The following is a 17,332-nucleotide window of genomic DNA, read 5'->3' as shown; positions in this document are numbered from 1 at the left end:
ATCCTAACAATTGATCGCTCAGCGAGGTTTAAAATCACCTAATCAAGGCGTTCGAATGAAGCAATAGTTATTCTATTGTAAGTTCGAGCAACGCAGAGTAGGTGCTTTTAAACCTCGCCCAAAGGGAGAACACCAGCGACTAATTGATAAGATGAGTTGGTATGAATGCTTCGGCAGTCAGAGCTTGTTACCCTAACCAATTTAACCGTTGTAACTATTCGTGCTTTTATCTAGAGTGGGATTAACAACGAAAACACAACTGGATGTTATGCATTCGCAACTAAATGGTTCGATAGCTGTTAGTGTGCACAACACCTACTAACGGCTGGAAATCATTATGGATATTGGCTTAATTTTTGTAGCTGGGGCAGGAATAGCCCTATTACTTTTTCTAATTATCATAGTTCGTATACCTGCGTTTTTGGCTCTATTAATAAGCAGTTTATTGGTTGGACTGGGGGCAGGCTTGCCACCAGAAAAAGTGATCAACTCTATTCAAAGTGGGATGGGAGGCACCTTAGGGTTTGTAGCAGTAGTGGTGGGGCTTGGAGCAATTCTAGGTCAGATATTGGAAAGCTCTGGCGGTGTCGAACAAATTGCAGGAAGTCTAGTCCGTTCGTTTGGGCCGCAAAAGGTGCAATGGAGTTTAGGTGTAACCGGATTCATTGTTGCTATACCAGTATTTTTTGATGTGGCATTTATTATTTTGGCCCCCTTGTTGTATGGTTTAGCGAATCGTTCTGGACGCTCACTTTTATATTATGCGATGCCACTTTTAGCTGGATTGGCCATCACCCATAGCTTCATCCCACCTACACCTGGTCCTATTGCTGTGGCCGAATTGGTGAAAGCTGACCTAGGTTGGGTTATCTTATTTGGGGCAATAACAGGGATCCCTGCGATGATTATAGCTGGGCCTTTATTCGGGAAGTATATTGCGAAAAAAATAATGGTGGCAGTACCTAGTGCTTATCAAACACCTGGCAAACTTAGTGTTGACGGGTCACCCAGTTTTGCTTGGGTGGCCTCTATTATCATATTACCGCTGTTGTTAATTATGTTAGACACAACTATGCCTTTTGTTGTGCCACGTGGTAATCAATTATTAGTCATATTCGATTTTCTAGGGCATCCGTTTGTTGCTTTAACCATTGCGACTTTATTGGCAATGATAGTGGCCCATACTAAATGCAATATAAGTAGACAGTCATTGCTCAATATCGCCAATAAAGGATTAGAACCTGCAGGAGTGGTTATTCTGATTACCGGAGCTGGAGGAGCGTTCAAACAAGTCTTGATAGATTCAGGAGTAGGTCAAATGTTGGCCTCTGTATTTATCGAGGCGCAATTTTCAGTACTTCTTTTAGGATTCCTAATTGCTGCAGTGACGCGCATTGCCCAAGGCTCGGCTACTGTTGCCATGATTACCGCTGCGGGCTTAATTTCACCGATTATAGAATTGCAACCTTTGTCTGCTGCTACTTTAGGTTTATTGGTGGTGGCGATTTCGTCAGGCGCAACCATTCTTTCTCACGTTAACGATTCAGGCTTTTGGCTAGTAAGTCGTTATTTAGGAATGAACGAAAAAGATACGTTAAAGAGTTGGACTGTAATGACAACGCTGATTTCGTTGACAGGATTAACCAGTTGTTTGTTGATATCCATGTTTCTCTAATTGACGGCTAGTTTAGGGAATTTGGCATTGCCATACACAGCCTGTAACATTGTTATCTAGACAATCTATTAAGGTCGGCTTACTCTAATTGAATATTCAAATATAAGGAAACATGATGTCAGACAAGGATCTTCCTGAACAACATGACATAGCTCCACCTTCACAAATAACTGCTCCAGCTCCACTTCTTGCGCCAGTAGCACCTGAAAAAAGGATTAACGCCTTAGATATTTTACGAGGCTTCGCTCTGATTGGTATTTTATTGATGAATATAGAGTGGTTTGGACGGCCCATTTCTAACCTTGGTAGCTTTAATCCTGACTTAACTGGGGTTGACCATGCAATTGGTTGGCTTATTAGGTGTTTTGTTGAAGGCAAATTTTATAAACTTTTTGCCCTGCTGTTTGGAATGGGGTTTGCGGTGATGTTGACCCAAGCCATGCGCAAAGACAGGCCATTCGGCGCGTGGTTTGTCCGCAGAATGTTAGTACTTTTTGTGATTGGATTAATACACGCGGTGTTTATTTGGCAGGGTGATATTTTGCATGACTATGCTATTTCTGGGCTGCTCATGTTGGCTTTTATCTATCTATTGCGTAAACCACGTTTTCAGAAATTTAATAACCCCAAATCAATTCTAAGATTAGCGCTATGGTGGTTAACCATCCCAATGCTGATTACTTGTTTAGTAGGTGTTGTTTTTGGGGTGTCATTTGACCGCCAATCGCTTCATGAACAATGGCAAGAATCTCAGGAGGTTTCGACATTAGTTTCACAGCTAGAAGTTGAAGCTGACAAAGTAACAGAGTTGTTACCTGAAGGGTCAGGTAGTGCAGATGAAGCAGAGGATGCGTTAGTAGAGTCTTCTGATGATAAATCTTCACAATCCAACTTAGATACTGTTGCACAAGACGTTTCTGAATCCCAAGAAGAAGAACCCACACCACAACAACAAGCACAGCAGATTTTTGACTCTCAACAAGAAAGTGATGAGAAGCAGTTGGAAGAGATAACAGCCCTCAAAGAGGGTAGTTATTGGCAGGCGACAGTGTTTAGATCCGAGGCATTGATTGTTTGGTTAATGTTTACACCAGTATTTGCACTGACGTTGTTATTACCGATATTTTTACTTGGATATTGGTTAGTTGTTTCGGGTGCAATTAAAGATCACAGCCAACATCCTAGGCTCTTTGGTTATATGGCCAGAATTGGTTTAGGTGTAGGAATATTTGTCACTGTAGCGGGTTTAGTGATTTTGGGGCATCCAGCGGTTGAGCATATTATGCCTATGCAGGCTGTTGGTAATATCCTTTTTAATGGTGGCCAGTACTTTATGGCTGCGGGTTATCTTGGGCTCTTAATTAGATTGCTCGACTCATCTAAATGGCAAAAAATGCTAGCCAAATTAGCACCCATGGGACGTATGGCGTTAACTAATTACATCATGCAATCAGTTATATTATCTAGTTTGTTTTATGGCTATGCTGGTGGCTTGTACGGTGACGTTTCTCGTACTTCGCAAATGTTAATTGTATTAGTGATAGTTATTATACAAATTCTACTGTCTAGCTGGTGGTTAAAGCGTTACCAGTTTGGGCCTTTGGAATGGTTGTGGCGTTCTTTGACCTATAAAACCCGCCAGCCTTTTAAGGTATTGCCTAACTAACAGTTACTTTAGCTTAGAATGTTCTAAAAATTAGAACATTCTAAGCTAAACATTGCGTTATTTTTTCTCAGGTAACGCATATAGACTTTCCTCATCAAATTATAACCGGAAAGTATTATGTTAGTTTTACGAAAATCTTCACAGCGTGGTAACGCAGATCATGGTTGGCTAAAGAGCCGGCATAGTTTCTCTTTCGCAGAGTATTATGATCCTGAGCATATGGGTTTTTCAAAACTCAGAGTGATCAATGAAGATATTATCGAGCCTAGTAAAGGCTTTGGTACTCATGGTCATCGAGATATGGAAATTATCAGTTATGTGCTCGAAGGCAATATCGCCCATAAAGATAGCCAGGGAAACATCAAAACTTTACCCGCCGGTGAGTTCCAACTAATGTCAGCCGGCAGCGGCATTATGCATAGCGAATTCAACTATTCAGACCAATCACCACTGAAGTTTTTACAGATTTGGATTGAGCCTAATGTAAAAGGGCGAGCTCCAGGTTATCAGCAAAAAGCCTTTGGGCAAGGTGAAGGCATGACACACATTATTAGCCCAACAGGAGTAAACGGTACTTTGCAGATCAAGCAAGAGATGCACTTACATCAATTGATTTTGAATGAAGGGCAACAAACCGATTTAACCACTTTGTTGCCAAACCAATATGTGCAACTAGTAAGTGGTCGCCTCATGGTTAATGGCGTTGAAATGTCTCCCGGTGACGGATTAAAAATTACTGATGAAGCAAAGCTTGTTTTTAGGTCAGTAGGAGAAGAGGTACTTAAAGCTTTGGTTTTTGAACTGCCTTAGCAGTTCAAACGGTTTTAAATCAGCATTGTTTTTAAGTGTTGTTGCATAAAATTATTGGCCGTCCATACATCGGTCAAAGGTTGCTGGGAATTGGGCTGTACATGTGCATAGGGAAATGGGCCGAATTCTGGGGTAATAGTGAAGTTTTTTTGGACCCTGCTTTTTGCCAAATCAATCACTTTTTGCCATAGGTTCACATGGTTTTCTAAGTGGCTTGCCCAAATTTTGTCTTGAGGGTCAGTAACCTGTGGCCCTTCTTCAAAACCTACTCGAGCGTGTATATGATGCACATGTGCAAAAATAGACTCTAAGCGAGACATTTGATCACTTAGGTCAGATTCGTGCACCACCATCCAATGGCTAATATCCAAATTTAGTTTTAACTCTGGCAGGGCTTTGAGTATTTTTTCAGTATCGAATGTACTAAATGTAGGTCTGAATCGATGGGTCTCATGGGCGATCATAACCTTATGTTTGTGTTCGAGTTCTAAGGCGTTTTCAAAAAGTCGTAAATTATCGTCTAAGCTGAATATATCCCTTCCTGTATGTGAATTAATCAGAACCGGTGAAAACTCGATTGCGCGAGCAACTTGGGCATTCATACTATTCAAATGCGCCTGAACGTTGTCACCTTCAGTGGCTATTCCCGTTATAATATTAAGGTCAAATTTGGCATGGATTTTAAGCGTCAACTCTGCATCAAATTCGAAGAAAGGTAAAAATAACTCGGTACCTTTATAATTATCGTCACTACTACGTTTGACTAATTCATTGAGCGCTTTCTCGCTGTTGCAAGGTGCTTCCCAAAAAGATTTATGAAAATTGAGGTTCATTCATTGTTTCCGTAAAAAAACGTTTCACTAAGTGGCACGTTTTTACTTGTTAAAATATGAGGCAAATAGGACCTAAAAAACTGTCGTAAAGTTAAAGTGCGTTACCTTTTTAACAGAGTTGATAAATTGGCTGTTTCTTTGATGTTTCGCAAATATATATTGTCAATGACACGTTCCGCTTGGTTTCGATGTAAGCCAAGTTGTACGAACAATTTATTAGTATCAGGTTTGGTTTTTACTTGCAATTCGGTGAGTATTGCTCGGTTGTTATACCATACACTGATACGTCCACTTTTCTGTGATTCCGACCATGTAATGGCCATTGCGATTTTATTCCATTCGCCGATAGTGACTGTATCTTGCCAATGTATTTTGCGTTTAGGTAAGCTGCTAAAAAAAGTGAGTTCAGTGCTGATTTTGTTGTTATGTCGATTAGGGGTAAGATAAAATCCCATGCTTTGCAGGTAGCTGTTGTCTGTTTCCCAATAAGCCATGTCATTGCTTGTTTTTATCGGATTATCTAATAAAAATTCCCATGAAAAAAATGTACTGTCACCTTCGTTGGTAGCACATCCATTGTGTTTGACTTCAGTTCTAGTGTGACCGTTTGGCCAAGTTGAGTCTGGAGAAAGGACCAGTTTGATGACTTGAGATAGGTTATTGATAGGGTCTTTAACTATAGAAATGTTATGAGGGTTTAGCTGGTAGTCCCACCCAAGAGCTTGGTTGTCGTTTATAGTAGGCTGCCAGTTAGGACAAGCGCTGGCACATAAAGGCAATAACAATAACAGCAAAATCTTTAGCAATTTTAAAAGCCCCAATGTCAACAAACTTGATAATAATAAGGTAGGAAAGGGTACACTATAGCCCTTAGGTGTGAAATATTTGATTTTACTTATAGCAATCGTTTATTTGGCTCGGAGTTAACTCGTTTGAATTCAGTAATGAAATCTTGTTTTGTCTTCTTAATTCTTCTAGTTCAGGATCTTAAGGCTAAAGAGTTAGTTTTGGTTGCCGGTTTGGCAAAGCCTCCTTACGTCATTCCTGAGCAAGATTCTGGTTTTGAAGTAGACCTGATGCGAGATGTTTTAGGCAAACTGGGTCATAACATTTCAATGTTATATGTGCCTTACGGTCGTACCTACGAGACCATGAAACAAGTCAACGCAGATATCGGACTAACGCAATCCGAGAAAGGTGGAGTCAAAGCCGAAATATTAAGTCTACCTTACGTAACTTACCAAAATGTAGCGGTTAGTTTAAAGGATAAATCCATTAAACTGGGCGAGTTTCAAGATCTTCAACCTTTGGTAATCGTTGCTTTTCAGAATGCAAACAGAGTATTAGGTTCGGCGTTTGCGAAAGCCACAAAACAACGCCCATTATATTTAGAGCTGCCAGAACAACGTAGACAAGTTGAATTATTATTAACTGGTAGAGCGGATGTGGCGGTTTTGGATATCAACATTTTCAAATACTTTGCAAAGTTGATAACAGGCGTAAGTCAAATGGAAAAAATGCAGGTACATAATCTATTTACATCAACCCGTTACGGTGCAGCAATTCACGATCCCAAATTACGTAAAGCATTTAATCGAGAACTGCTTAACTATTTTGATACGCCAGAATACGATAGCCTACTGCAAAAGTATGATATGAAATACAGTGATGGATATCACTTCTACAACGATAGTTTACCAAGATAATAATTAGCTGCCCTCAGGCTATCTAACCTGAACTCGCGATAAGCCATACCATTATTGCGCCTATCTTCGTTGAACTTGCTCTCAATAGCTGGCTATTGCTTCACAAGCTCGCCTTGATAAACACAATAATATCAGCACTGGATGCATTAAAATGGCGGCTAGATAAATAGTAAGATTGTAACCTATTGTTTTTATTAGGTTTATTTCATAGGGCGCGGCACGTCTTAACCCGAGCTCAGGTTATCTACATAAAACTAGCGATCGAACCTAAATCTTTTTTATTCAAAGCATGTTGAGGCACAGTGGCATCTTCAGCGGGGTAACCCACAATCAATAACATATAGGGTCGTTCGTTATCTGGACGGTCACATATTTTCGACAAAAAACTCATGGGTTTAGGTGTATGAGTAAGGGTAACTAAGCCACTATGGTGCAAAGCGTTGATAAGAAACCCAGTCGCAATGCCTACAGATTCGTGTACGTAATAATTGGTTTGTTTATTGCCATCTTCCAGTTCAGTGTTCTTTTGACTAAAAATAGCGATTAACCATGGTGCGTGTTCTAGATAGGGTTTGTTTGCATCAGTACCCAAGGGTTTTAAGGCGTCTAACCATTCATCACCACCTCGACCTTGGTAAAAGCCTTGTTCATGGGCTTCTGCCTGCTGTCGCACCTGAGCCTTAATCTCTTGAGAATGAATCGCCACAAAATGCCAAGGTTGATGATTTGCACCATTTGGCGCTGTGCCTGCTGCTTTGATGCAATTTTCGATAATGCGTTTGTCAACAGGGCGATCACTAAAATTGCGGATACTATGGCGACGTTTTATGTCAGCATAAAATTGCTGAGATCGCTCCAACATTTCTGCTGCTGGGTATTCAATAAAATCAGTGAGTGGTAAAGCATCATGTTGTTGCATGGCGGTCTCTTGTTGTTTTTTGTTCACTGTATTTTATTGAACTAGGTTTTTCCAGAGTTTAAGGTTAGGCCACTTTCTGAGCAGCCTCTCGGCTCGCCAAATATTCATCATAAGTGCCTAGAAAATTAATAACATTATGATCATTAATTTCAATGACTCGTTTAGCCAAAGAGGAAACAAACTCCCTATCGTGGCTCACAAAAATTAGCGTGCCATCAAACTTTTCGAGAGCGTTGTTTAATGCTTCAATGGCTTCCATATCCATGTGGTTAGTTGGTTCGTCCATTATTAACACATTGATATCTGACATCATTAATTTGCCAAATAATAAACGGTTTTTTTCCCCACCCGAGCATACCTTAGCTTTTTTATTAAAATCGTCGGCGCTGAATAATAAGCTGCCCAATAGTGCGCGAACTGCTAAATCGTCATGTTTTGGGGTTCGCCATTGTGACATCCAGTCAAACAAGGTGAGGTCAGTGTCGAAGTCGGCGGTACTATCTTGTGGGCAATACCCAATACTGGCATTCTCAGACCATTTAACTACGCCGCTGGTAGCTTGCAAATCATTAATCAAGCATCGTAGAAAGGTGGTTTTTCCTACGCCATTTTCTCCGATTATCGCCAACTTTGCGCCAGCTTCTAGAATTAAGTTGGCGTCATTAAAAAGTGGTTGTTCATCAAAACCATGAGTCATATGTTCAAGAATTAACGCTTGGCGATGTAATTTTTTATGCTGTTTAAGTACTATTCTAGGTGTGCGTCGACTGGAAGATTTCACTTCGTCTAAGGTGATTTTTTCCATTTTCTTCGCGCGGGATGACGCTTGTTTCGCTTTTGATGCGTTGGCGGAGAAACGATTTACAAAGGCTTGTAACTCATCAATTTCAGCACTTTTCTTGGCATTTTCTGTGAGTAATTGCTCTTGAATTAACGACGAAGCTGCCTGGTAAGCTTCATAGTTACCAGGATAAATACGCAATTCACCGTAATCTATATCTGCCATATGAGTACACACTGAATTTAAAAAGTGCCTATCATGGGAAATAATAATCATGGTGCATTTTCTTTCGTTTAGCACTTCACCTAACCAATTGATGGTATAGATATCAAGGTTGTTGGTGGGCTCATCGAGTAACAAAATATCTGGATTAGAAAACAAAGCTTGCGCTAACAGCACCCGTAATTTCCATCCGGGAGCAACTTGTGACATTAAACCAAAATGATAGTGCTCGGCAATACCGGCTTGTAATAGTATTTCGCCGGCTCTAGATTCTGCCGTGTAACCATCCATTTCTGCAAATTGGGTTTCAAGTTCTGCCACGTGCATGCCATCTGCTTCGCTCATTTCAGGCTTGGAGTAAATCGCATCACGCTCTTTTTTGATCTTCCACAGATTCACATCACCCATAATAACGGTGTCGACCACTGTATATTCTTCAAAAGCAAATTGATCTTGACTTAGCGTGCCCACTTTTTCGCCAGGTGTAATAGAAACATTGCCAGCGCTTGGCACAAGGTCACCACTTAGAATTTTCATAAATGTGGATTTTCCACAGCCATTAGCACCAATTAGTCCATAGCGGTTGCCATGCCCAAATTTAGCCGAGATGTTTTCAAACAAAGGCTCAGCGCCAAATTGCATGGTGATATTTGCAGTAGAAATCAAAAGTAGGTCGTCCAGAAAATGAAAATTAATCGATATGCTTAACAAGCGCGCTAACACTCGACAAACAAAGGCCGCGCATCATACGGAAATCAACTCCCAAAGTCGAGTCTGGCTGATGTTTTTTTAATCAGCTTAGTATCATTGTACTTCTTATAATCTGCTTGGTAGCATTATTAGGCCTGCTAATTTTTAACGGATTATTTATGCTTATTCGCTTTGATTTCAAATTACTTATCGTTGTTTTGCTGACACTTTTTATCAGTGCATGTGCCTCTGTGCCTCCTATCAGTGAAATCGACCGTTTAACTGCGCGAGCACAACGGGTAGAAATTATTCGTGACGATTTTGGTGTGCCGCATATTTACGGTAAGTCAGATGCCGATGCCGTATTCGGGTTGTTATATGCACAAGCAGAAGACGACTTTAAACGAGTGGAACGGAATTACATTTGGGCTATGGGCAGGCTGGCAGAAGTTGAAGGTGAAAAAGCGTTATATAGCGATCTGCGAGCTCGCTTGTTTATGACCATTAAACAAGCAAAATTAATTTACGAAGATTCACCGGAATCACTTAAAGCTTTATGTGAAGCCTTTGCAGATGGTCTCAATTATTATCTGGCAACACACCCAAATGTGAAGCCTGCGTTAATAACCAAATTTGAACCATGGATGCCGATGTTTTTCTCTGAAGGCTCGATTGGTGGTGATATTGAACAAATTTCGATATCAGGTATAAGGGCTTTTTATGGTAGTAAGACCAATAACCCCGAAACCCAAGATGTAGTCATGGCAGAGCCCAGTGGCTCTAACGGTTTTGCGATAGCAGGCAAGTTAACCCAATCGGGCAATGCCATGTTGCTCATCAATCCGCATACCTCGTTTTACTTTCGACCAGAAGTGCATGTTGTCAGCGAAGAAGGTTTGAATGCCTATGGCGCCGTGACATGGGGGCAGTTTTTTGTTTATCAGGGATTTAATGAAAAAAATGGATGGATGCATACCTCAACCTACGTGGATTTTATGGATGAATATCTTGAAACTATTGTTGAGCGCGGTAATGACTTATTTTACTTATATGATGGAGACGAGTTAGCAGTCAAAAAGTCAGTTGTCTCTTTGAGATATCGTGATGGCGACACCTTTAAGTATAAAACATTTCCTACTTTTCATACCCATCATGGGCCAGTTACGCATATGGAAAATGGACAATGGGTGACAACACGGATTAATTGGGATCCTGTTAGGGCATTGCAGCAGTCATTTATTCGAACCAAAACCTCAAGTCATGAGGGATTTCGTACCATGATGAATATGCGCACTAATTCTTCAAACAATACAGTGTATGCTGATGCTGACGGTAACATCGCCTACTATCACGGAAATTTTATTCCTAAGCGAGATCCAAGTTTTGACTATTCATCAGCTGTTAATGGGTCGATTAAAAACACCGACTGGAAAGGCCTCCACACAGTAGATGAAACAATCAGTATTCTTAATCCTGCTAATGGCTGGATTCAAAATGCCAACTCAACGCCTTTCACTGCAGCCGCTGAATTTAGCCCCAAGGCAGAAGACTATCCAACCTATATGGCTCCAGATCCCGAAAATTTTAGAGGCATTCACGCAGTACAGGTATTATCTGGTGAGTCCAACTTTACCTTGGACAAGTTAATCGAAGTCGCTTACGACCCCTATTTACCGGGATTTAAAACCCTATTAAGCGGTCTTATTGAAGCCTACGACTCATCAAGGAATCCTCCAAGGGAGTTAGAAGAGCCGATTAATCAGTTACGCCAATGGGATTACCGCGTTGCATTGGACTCGGTTGCTATGTCGCTTGCCCATTATTATGGCATGCAATATTTAAGGGATGGCACTCGGCCTCAAGGTAAAAGCATGATGCAAACCATCGAACATTTTGGTACCAACTCATTACGTTCAGAAAGGTTAAGCATTTTTGAACAGGCAGTAGCAAAATTAATCACCGACTTTGGAACATGGAATACCCCTTGGGGTGACATCAATCGACTACAAAGGCTGACAGGTGATATCAACTTGCCCGTTGATGATCAAAAACCGAGTATTCCAATTGGACTCGCATCGGGGAGATGGGGGGCATTAGCGGCTTTTGGGGCTCGCAGTGTGAATGGCAGTAAAAAACTCTATGGTTACAGAGGGAATAGTTTTGTAGCTGTTGTCGAGTTTGGAGACAAAGTTACTGCAAAATCGCTATTGGCAGGTGGCCAAAGTGGCGATCCTAAATCTCCACATTTTTATGACCAAGCTCAGCGTTATGCTGACAGGGAATTCAAAGACGTGGCGTTTTATAAAGAGGATGTGCTTAAGCGCGCTGTGGAAAGATACACACCAGGCAGTCGAAAGTAATTGGGATAACAGTCAATTGTTAAACGATTAGACTCAGGATAGCTTATTTATCCTGAGTCTAGTTGAATTGCCTTTTGGAGATTTAGGGTTAGGACTAACCCTTAGCCATATCATTACCTTTTTTGTCCGCGGGACGCGCTTGTAAATACTGTTGCGTCATTTTTTCTGCTGAACGGCCCGCGACATAACCACCCAACCCTATCTGTAACAACGTCCAAGCGTCACCTGCTAGCGGATTAGGCAACCATCCGAAACTATCAAAAACCACTAAAGCTAAAAACGTTAGCATAGTGATAGGTCGCCAATTACGCTGCATCCACGACTGACCGGTTGCTTCGGCTGTAATAATAGCCGTTTTGCTTTCTAGTAGTTTACTTTCGTAGTCAATGACTTTGGATAGTAGTTCATTCTCCACCGCTTTAATTTGTGCTTGGAGTTTAAGTTTTTCTTCGTCACTGGTATGTATTTCATCTATTAACTTTACGGCGGGCTCAAAGATATTGCTGATAAAAGAAAAAACGTTCATATTCCCTCCTAGGAATGGTTTTGTTCTGAGTTAGGCATCATCTTTTTAAATGCCTCATAATGTTGCTGTATTTTGTCGCCATAGACTTTTTTCTGACCGCTGCCGTTGTACATGCCAGCAAAATCTTCAAAGGCGAGATCTTTTAGGTATTGCAGCATTCTTGGTGAGAAAAAATCGAATAGTCCGTTAACTTGGCCTTGGATACTGCCAGCAAAGGCAGTAAACATTTCAATTGCTGATTGATAGCCAATACGCTCGTAATGAAAGCCCATAATTTGTGGTGCTCCCATGCTAATTGATAATATGGCGGCTTTTTCATCTAGCTGCCTAGCAAATTCAAACACCTGCCATTCATTGACTTGTAAGCCGTGGAAAGTACGCCATTCACCGCTGGGCTCTCTGCGCCATTCGTGACCTCGCCACACTTTGTCGGTACTGTATCTGAAATGTTGTCGATACTGTTGCGGATGATGTTTACCCCAAAATTTCCAAAACTTATGGTTTTCAAAACGGATGATCATGCGATCACTGTTGTTTTGTTCGAATCCTTTGCCAGAACTCTCAACACAAAGCACTGCTAAAGCACAGGCCACGTCTAATTGTTTCTTTTCGCTCAAGTCAGTTAATAACGCACCCCATCGGTTCCATGTCGTTGCGGCATTACGTTGTTCATTGGAACCGGTTACTGTCAGGATAGTGTTCGGAGTGAGGCGAGATAGTTCTTGACCTAATTCTGCAATCGGGATGGCAGTGTCGTTTTCATGTTCAGCTAATGGGATAGGGTCTAGTTGTTGGTTGTTGCTATTATCAACATCGACCGCTGTAAGGTATCGAGTCGCCACGTAGCCGCGGTTGCCATTAAAGCGGATTTGACTCCAGCTTAGTTGTTGCCCTTCTACCCAAATTTGCGCGCCAAAATTAAGCTGACCAAATAAGCTAGCGCTAGAATAGGGGGCACTGCGGACATTGAGAATATCTGCACTGACTTTGGCGTAATATCCTTTGGATACATAAACCAAATCCACATATTGGGCTGCAACATAGGCGGTCTCACCGTTAAATTCGATTTCTAGCCAATCGTCTAAAAAAGCTAAAGTTTTTATTGAAGCGCCGCGGCTAATTGTGGCTAAGTGTTGCGCGCTAGAAGAGGGGGCTTGACGTACGTTTAATCTATTAGTGTTAACTGTACCTGTGAGTCTAGCTAAGTCGTTAACTGGTTTGAGGTAGTGGGCTGATACAAAACCAAAAGAATCCTTGTAATTAAGTTGCAGCCAATTATCAAAAGGCCCTTCGCCTTTGATTACCATACCTTCTGTTAGCTGTCCCAAAATAGCGCCACTGGAGGTTGGCATACTACGAACATTGAGTAGTGAAGTCGAAACTGCACCTAACATAGACCTATTCCTTTTAGTCCTTCTAGCAAGGGAGCAAAAATATTGCACAACATCATGTCATGTTCCATTGTTTAATTATTGTTCAGATATTGTTTCTAAGAATTAGCAGATAATCGTAAAAATGCCACAAATATTAGGTAGTATTAACCTAGTTTGTTTACTGAGGTATTGAACTCGTACACGTTTTGAAACGTACTGATATTCAGTCAATTTCAATCTTAAACATTGTCAGTTTTCACGTTTTTAAAGGAGCATCTATGCAAAAACAACCAAGCCTCATCCAGAAATTCTTTCAGCACGAAGCTGCAAGCGGATTTGTTTTAGTTTTCGCTGCAGTCATAGCCATGATAATGGCAAACAGCCCCCTACACGGTTTTTACAACGGTTTATTGGAAGTTCCAGTAAGCATACGTTTTGGCGCATTTGAAATCGCTAAGCCACTTATTTTGTGGGTCAACGATGGTTTAATGGCTATTTTCTTTTTTTTGGTAGGTCTAGAGATTAAACGTGAAATTTTCGCCGGTAATTTATCCTCGCCCGCTCAAATCACCCTACCAGCCGTAGCGGCCATAGCAGGGATCGCTTTTCCTGCATTAATTTACGTTTGGTTCAATGCTGACGATCCAGTGGCGATCCGTGGTTGGGCTATTCCCTCAGCAACTGATATCGCTTTTGCTGTCGGTGTGTTCACAATATTTGGTAAATACTTGCCATTAAGTTTGAAATTATTCTTACTTAGCGTGGCTATATTCGATGATATCGGGGCGATTGTTATTATCGCTTTGTTTTACTCACAAGATTTGTCGGCCACCTCATTGATAGTAGCCGTTTCGGGCCTAGTCGTGTTGTTTGCTTTAAATCGCTTTAAAATACGTACCCAAGCGGCTTACGTGTTAGTGGGAGTGGTGGTTTGGGCGGCCGTGCTAAAATCTGGTGTACACGCCACTTTAGCGGGGTTTGCTCTAGCTTGGTTTATCCCAATGACAGTCAAAAATGAAGATGGTCACCCTATGCTCGAACACATGGAACACAAACTACATCATTGGGTCGGCTTTTTCGTTTTACCTATTTTTGCCTTTGCTAATGCTGGAGTGTCATTTTGGGGGGCGAGTTTGGAGCATATATTTAATCCAATTACTTTGGGCATAGCGGCTGGGCTATTTGTTGGTAAACAAGTGGGAATTTTTGGGATCTGTTGGTTAACTGTAAAATCTGGATTGGCCAAGTTACCAGAACACGCTACCTGGGCACAGCTATATGGCGTGACTCTGTTGTGTGGTATTGGTTTTACAATGAGTCTGTTTATTGGTTCGCTTGCGTTTGAAGAACAACCACTCGCGTACCAAGTGAGTGTGAAAGTGGGGGTATTGGTTGGGTCACTGCTGTCGGCCTTTATCGGAGCGTTGATACTTTCAAAAGTGGGTAGTCAGAAATCTGAATAACCCAGATTATAATGTACCAAAGCACGATGTGGGTTATGTTGTTGATACATTAAAAAGTTAGCCAGCTATTGCTGGCTAACTTTTTCTATGCCTTGAATTTGCAGTTTACTATTTCATAGATTAGCCTTGCCGCCAGTCTAGCCGTTGCGTTATCAATATCGTAATTGGGGTTCATCTCAGCAATATCTGCTATTCGCCATTTATAGCCGAAAGTGGTTTGTGATTCGGCTATCCACTGAAGCATGTGAATTACAAAATCTACGCTAATTCCATAAGCACTAGGAGCACTGACACCCGGTGCCACGCTTGCTGGAAACGCGTCTAAACAAAGAGTGAGATATAACTCATCTACCTCCAATAACATAGGTTCAAGTAACTGTTTAGCTGCATCTATGTTGCAATCACGATCCAGCAAATATCGGGTATGAGTTTGTTCAGCATAGCTAAATAATGCGGAAGTATTTGCAGGTTCGGCAATACCTAAACAAGCATAATGAAACGGCTGGTTTTGAGTTTGGCAATATTCTGCAATCTGCCTAAAAGGCGTACCTGAACTGGTGACTTGCGCAGGATTACGCAAATCAAAATGTGCGTCAAAATTAACGATACCGATTTTTCTATTTGTATCATCGCCAAGATATTTATCTAAACCTTGATAGCTGCCCCAAGCGATTTCGTGACCGCCTCCTAAGCCGATAACCAATGAGTGTTTATTGAGGTTTTGAGTGATGTACTGGGCATAGTGATTTTGCGAGTCGGTCAAATTTGTCGTAGCCGCAATATTACCTAAATCAAATAGGCCACAATTTGCATGCCAAGCTAAATTTGAAAGCGCATTGCGGATAACATCTGGTCCTTTTGCCGCTCCAATTCTGCCTTTATTTGCCGCTACCCCTAAATCACATTCAAAGCCTAACAAGGCTATACTCGTATTGCGTTTTTTATGATCCATCACTTGATGCCAGCGCAGCCCGTTTTGTTGCTCTTCAGTATCTACGCGGCCTTGCCAAAAATGAGTTTTTGCGAGAGTCATATTGATTTACACGCCTTACCAGCAAACCATTTAGCATCTGGTCTATGTTGGTTGATCCCATATACTAATTCGGCAGGGTGTTCGATATCCCATAAGCACAAGTCAGCATCTAAGCCTGGTTTTATTTGCCCTTTGTTTTCAAGGCCCAAAGCTTGCGCAGCATGAACCGTTACTCCGTAAAGTACTTCTTCTGGCGTTAAACCAAATAACACGCTGGCCATATTCATTACGGTTAATAAGGACGCAACAGGTGAACTGCCGGGGTTTAAATCAGTGGCAATGGCCATAGGCACCCCATGAGCTCGTAATTCTGCTATTGGTGGTTTCTGGGTTTCGTTGAGGTAATAAAATGCCCCTGGCAATAACACCGCTACCGAGCCTGCCTGTTTAATAGCTGAAATATCCTGTGGATCTAAATACTCAATATGATCAACCGACAACGCTTGGAATTGCGCTGCCAACTTAGCCCCTTTTAAATCTGAGAGCTGTTCAACATGGGCCTTGATATGTAATTGATGGTTTTGAGCGGCGCTAAATATTTTGCGACATTGCTCATATGAGAATCCAATACTTTCGCAGAAAACATCTACACATCCCGCTAGTTTTTGCTGTGCAACAATGGGTATTACTTGCTCACACACAAATTGCACATAATCGTCTGGGTTACTGCGAAACTCCTCAGGCACAGTGTGTGCGCCTAGGTAAGTGGTTTCTATTGTCACCGGTAAATATTCTGCGATTTGTTTCGCTACTTTAAGCATTTTTATCTCAGTATCCATGTCTAAGCCGTAGCCTGACTTCACCTCGATACAAGTTACGCCTTCTTCAAGTAATCTTGTTGCTCGTTTAATTGCGCTAGCAAGCAAACTTTGCTCTGAAGCTTGTCGAGTGGCAAGTACTGTTCCTAAAATCCCGCCGCCTTGTTGGGCAATTTCAGCGTAGCTTTTACCTTGTAAGCGTTGCTCAAACTCATTGGCTCTATTGCCTCCGTAAACAAGGTGGGTATGACAATCAACAAAGCCGGGTAACAGCCATTTATTTTCACCATCAACTCTGTGGGTACTGTGATAGCTATCTTGTGATGGGTCGAAAATAGCTAACACTTTACCATCTTTGATGGCGATGCTGGTTTGTAGCAGCAGACCGTATGCTTCTCCATTGTTTTGCATGGAAGCAATACGTACGTTGTTTATTACCAAATCACACTGAATTGTCATGTCTGGGTTTCTCCCCATTTTCGATACAAAATAGTTTACTTACACATACTTGTATATA

General features: G+C 41.5%; 14 protein-coding genes. 6 read left to right on the top strand and 8 right to left on the bottom strand.

What is annotated here, in order from left to right:
• The first annotated feature begins 337 nt into the window (after positions 1–337).
• From ABJK37_RS00725 to ABJK37_RS00715, 3 genes are all read left to right on the top strand, one after another.
• Positions 338–1,675 (top strand): gluconate:H+ symporter, encoded by a 1,338-nt coding sequence (locus ABJK37_RS00725; protein WP_348349074.1) that lies wholly within the window; start codon positions 338–340, stop codon positions 1,673–1,675.
• 115 nt (positions 1,676–1,790) lie between these two features.
• The gene (locus ABJK37_RS00720) at positions 1,791–3,341 is read left to right on the top strand and encodes a DUF418 domain-containing protein (protein ID WP_348349072.1); all 1,551 of its coding nucleotides are present in this window, start codon (positions 1,791–1,793) and stop codon (positions 3,339–3,341) included.
• Between the two features lie 117 nt (positions 3,342–3,458).
• Positions 3,459–4,151: a pirin family protein gene (locus ABJK37_RS00715; RefSeq protein WP_348349070.1), complete on the top strand. Its 693-nt coding sequence runs from the start codon at positions 3,459–3,461 to the stop codon at positions 4,149–4,151.
• Positions 4,152–4,165: 14 nt separating this feature from the next.
• Here the strand turns inward: ABJK37_RS00715 and ABJK37_RS00710 are convergent, their stop codons facing one another.
• Together ABJK37_RS00710 and ABJK37_RS00705 are read right to left on the bottom strand one after the other, a co-directional pair.
• A complete protein-coding gene (locus tag ABJK37_RS00710) occupies positions 4,166–4,984 on the bottom strand; it encodes a sugar phosphate isomerase/epimerase (protein ID WP_348349068.1) in 819 nt (272 codons plus the stop codon).
• Between the two features lie 101 nt (positions 4,985–5,085).
• Positions 5,086–5,790 (bottom strand): heparin lyase I family protein, encoded by a 705-nt coding sequence (locus ABJK37_RS00705; RefSeq protein WP_348349066.1) that lies wholly within the window; start codon positions 5,788–5,790, stop codon positions 5,086–5,088.
• 126 nt (positions 5,791–5,916) lie between these two features.
• Here ABJK37_RS00705 and ABJK37_RS00700 point away from each other — a divergent pair, with 126 nt between their 5' ends.
• Positions 5,917–6,690 carry a transporter substrate-binding domain-containing protein gene (locus tag ABJK37_RS00700; protein ID WP_348349064.1) on the top strand — a complete coding sequence of 258 codons (774 nt, stop codon included), beginning with the start codon at positions 5,917–5,919 and terminating at the stop codon, positions 6,688–6,690.
• Between the two features lie 244 nt (positions 6,691–6,934).
• Here ABJK37_RS00700 and ABJK37_RS00695 read toward each other — a convergent pair whose 3' ends face one another.
• A complete protein-coding gene (locus ABJK37_RS00695; protein WP_348349062.1) occupies positions 6,935–7,609 on the bottom strand; it encodes a nitroreductase family protein in 675 nt (224 codons plus the stop codon).
• Positions 7,610–7,673: 64 nt separating this feature from the next.
• The gene (locus tag ABJK37_RS00690) at positions 7,674–9,278 is read right to left on the bottom strand and encodes an ABC-F family ATPase (RefSeq protein WP_348349060.1); all 1,605 of its coding nucleotides are present in this window, start codon (positions 9,276–9,278) and stop codon (positions 7,674–7,676) included.
• 203 nt (positions 9,279–9,481) lie between these two features.
• Between ABJK37_RS00690 and ABJK37_RS00685 the strand changes: the two genes are divergently transcribed.
• Complete coding sequence (locus ABJK37_RS00685) at positions 9,482–11,662, top strand: acylase (protein ID WP_348349058.1); 2,181 nt, start codon at positions 9,482–9,484, stop codon at positions 11,660–11,662.
• A 94-nt stretch (positions 11,663–11,756) separates the two neighbouring features.
• On the opposite strand, the gene ABJK37_RS00680 is transcribed toward ABJK37_RS00685, so the two are convergent.
• Both ABJK37_RS00680 and ABJK37_RS00675 read right to left on the bottom strand, forming a co-directional pair.
• A complete protein-coding gene (locus tag ABJK37_RS00680) occupies positions 11,757–12,188 on the bottom strand; it encodes a 3TM-type holin (protein ID WP_215933708.1) in 432 nt (143 codons plus the stop codon).
• Between the two features lie 8 nt (positions 12,189–12,196).
• Entirely contained in the window at positions 12,197–13,582 is a 1,386-nt protein-coding gene (locus ABJK37_RS00675; RefSeq protein ID WP_348349055.1) for an N-acetylmuramidase domain-containing protein, read from the bottom strand.
• A gap of 257 nt (positions 13,583–13,839) precedes the next feature.
• Between ABJK37_RS00675 and nhaA the strand changes: the two genes are divergently transcribed.
• The gene (gene nhaA / locus ABJK37_RS00670) at positions 13,840–15,024 is read left to right on the top strand and encodes a Na+/H+ antiporter NhaA (protein ID WP_348349053.1); all 1,185 of its coding nucleotides are present in this window, start codon (positions 13,840–13,842) and stop codon (positions 15,022–15,024) included.
• A gap of 85 nt (positions 15,025–15,109) precedes the next feature.
• Here nhaA and hutG read toward each other — a convergent pair whose 3' ends face one another.
• Positions 15,110–16,057, bottom strand: coding sequence for a formimidoylglutamase (gene hutG, locus ABJK37_RS00665; RefSeq protein ID WP_348349051.1), 948 nt, complete (start codon positions 16,055–16,057; stop codon positions 15,110–15,112).
• Entirely contained in the window at positions 16,054–17,274 is a 1,221-nt protein-coding gene (gene hutI, locus ABJK37_RS00660) for an imidazolonepropionase (RefSeq protein ID WP_348349049.1), read from the bottom strand. Before hutI ends, hutG begins: the two co-directional genes overlap by 4 nt.
• Between the last annotated feature and the right edge of the window lie 58 nt (positions 17,275–17,332).

This window comes from Paraglaciecola sp. (genome assembly GCF_039964565.1).
Classification (GTDB): Bacteria; Pseudomonadota; Gammaproteobacteria; order Enterobacterales; family Alteromonadaceae; genus Paraglaciecola.
Note: the sequence above shows the minus strand (reverse complement) of the source record. Positions and strands in the feature narration are given on the sequence as shown.

Excerpts from the sequence above, each read along its gene's own strand:
- hutI (WP_348349049.1), bottom strand. The coding sequence starts at position 17,274 with ATGACAATTCAGTGTGATTTGGTAATAAACAACGTACGTATTGCTTCC.
- ABJK37_RS00695 (WP_348349062.1), bottom strand. The coding sequence starts at position 7,609 with ATGCAACAACATGATGCTTTACCACTCACTGATTTTATTGAATACCCA.
- ABJK37_RS00675 (WP_348349055.1), bottom strand. The coding sequence starts at position 13,582 with ATGTTAGGTGCAGTTTCGACTTCACTACTCAATGTTCGTAGTATGCCA.
- ABJK37_RS00685 (WP_348349058.1), top strand. The coding sequence starts at position 9,482 with ATGCTTATTCGCTTTGATTTCAAATTACTTATCGTTGTTTTGCTGACA.
- ABJK37_RS00720 (WP_348349072.1), top strand. The coding sequence starts at position 1,791 with ATGTCAGACAAGGATCTTCCTGAACAACATGACATAGCTCCACCTTCA.
- ABJK37_RS00680 (WP_215933708.1), bottom strand. The coding sequence starts at position 12,188 with ATGAACGTTTTTTCTTTTATCAGCAATATCTTTGAGCCCGCCGTAAAG.
- nhaA (WP_348349053.1), top strand. The coding sequence starts at position 13,840 with ATGCAAAAACAACCAAGCCTCATCCAGAAATTCTTTCAGCACGAAGCT.
- ABJK37_RS00725 (WP_348349074.1), top strand. The coding sequence starts at position 338 with ATGGATATTGGCTTAATTTTTGTAGCTGGGGCAGGAATAGCCCTATTA.
- hutG (WP_348349051.1), bottom strand. The coding sequence starts at position 16,057 with ATGACTCTCGCAAAAACTCATTTTTGGCAAGGCCGCGTAGATACTGAA.
- ABJK37_RS00715 (WP_348349070.1), top strand. The coding sequence starts at position 3,459 with ATGTTAGTTTTACGAAAATCTTCACAGCGTGGTAACGCAGATCATGGT.
- ABJK37_RS00710 (WP_348349068.1), bottom strand. The coding sequence starts at position 4,984 with ATGAACCTCAATTTTCATAAATCTTTTTGGGAAGCACCTTGCAACAGC.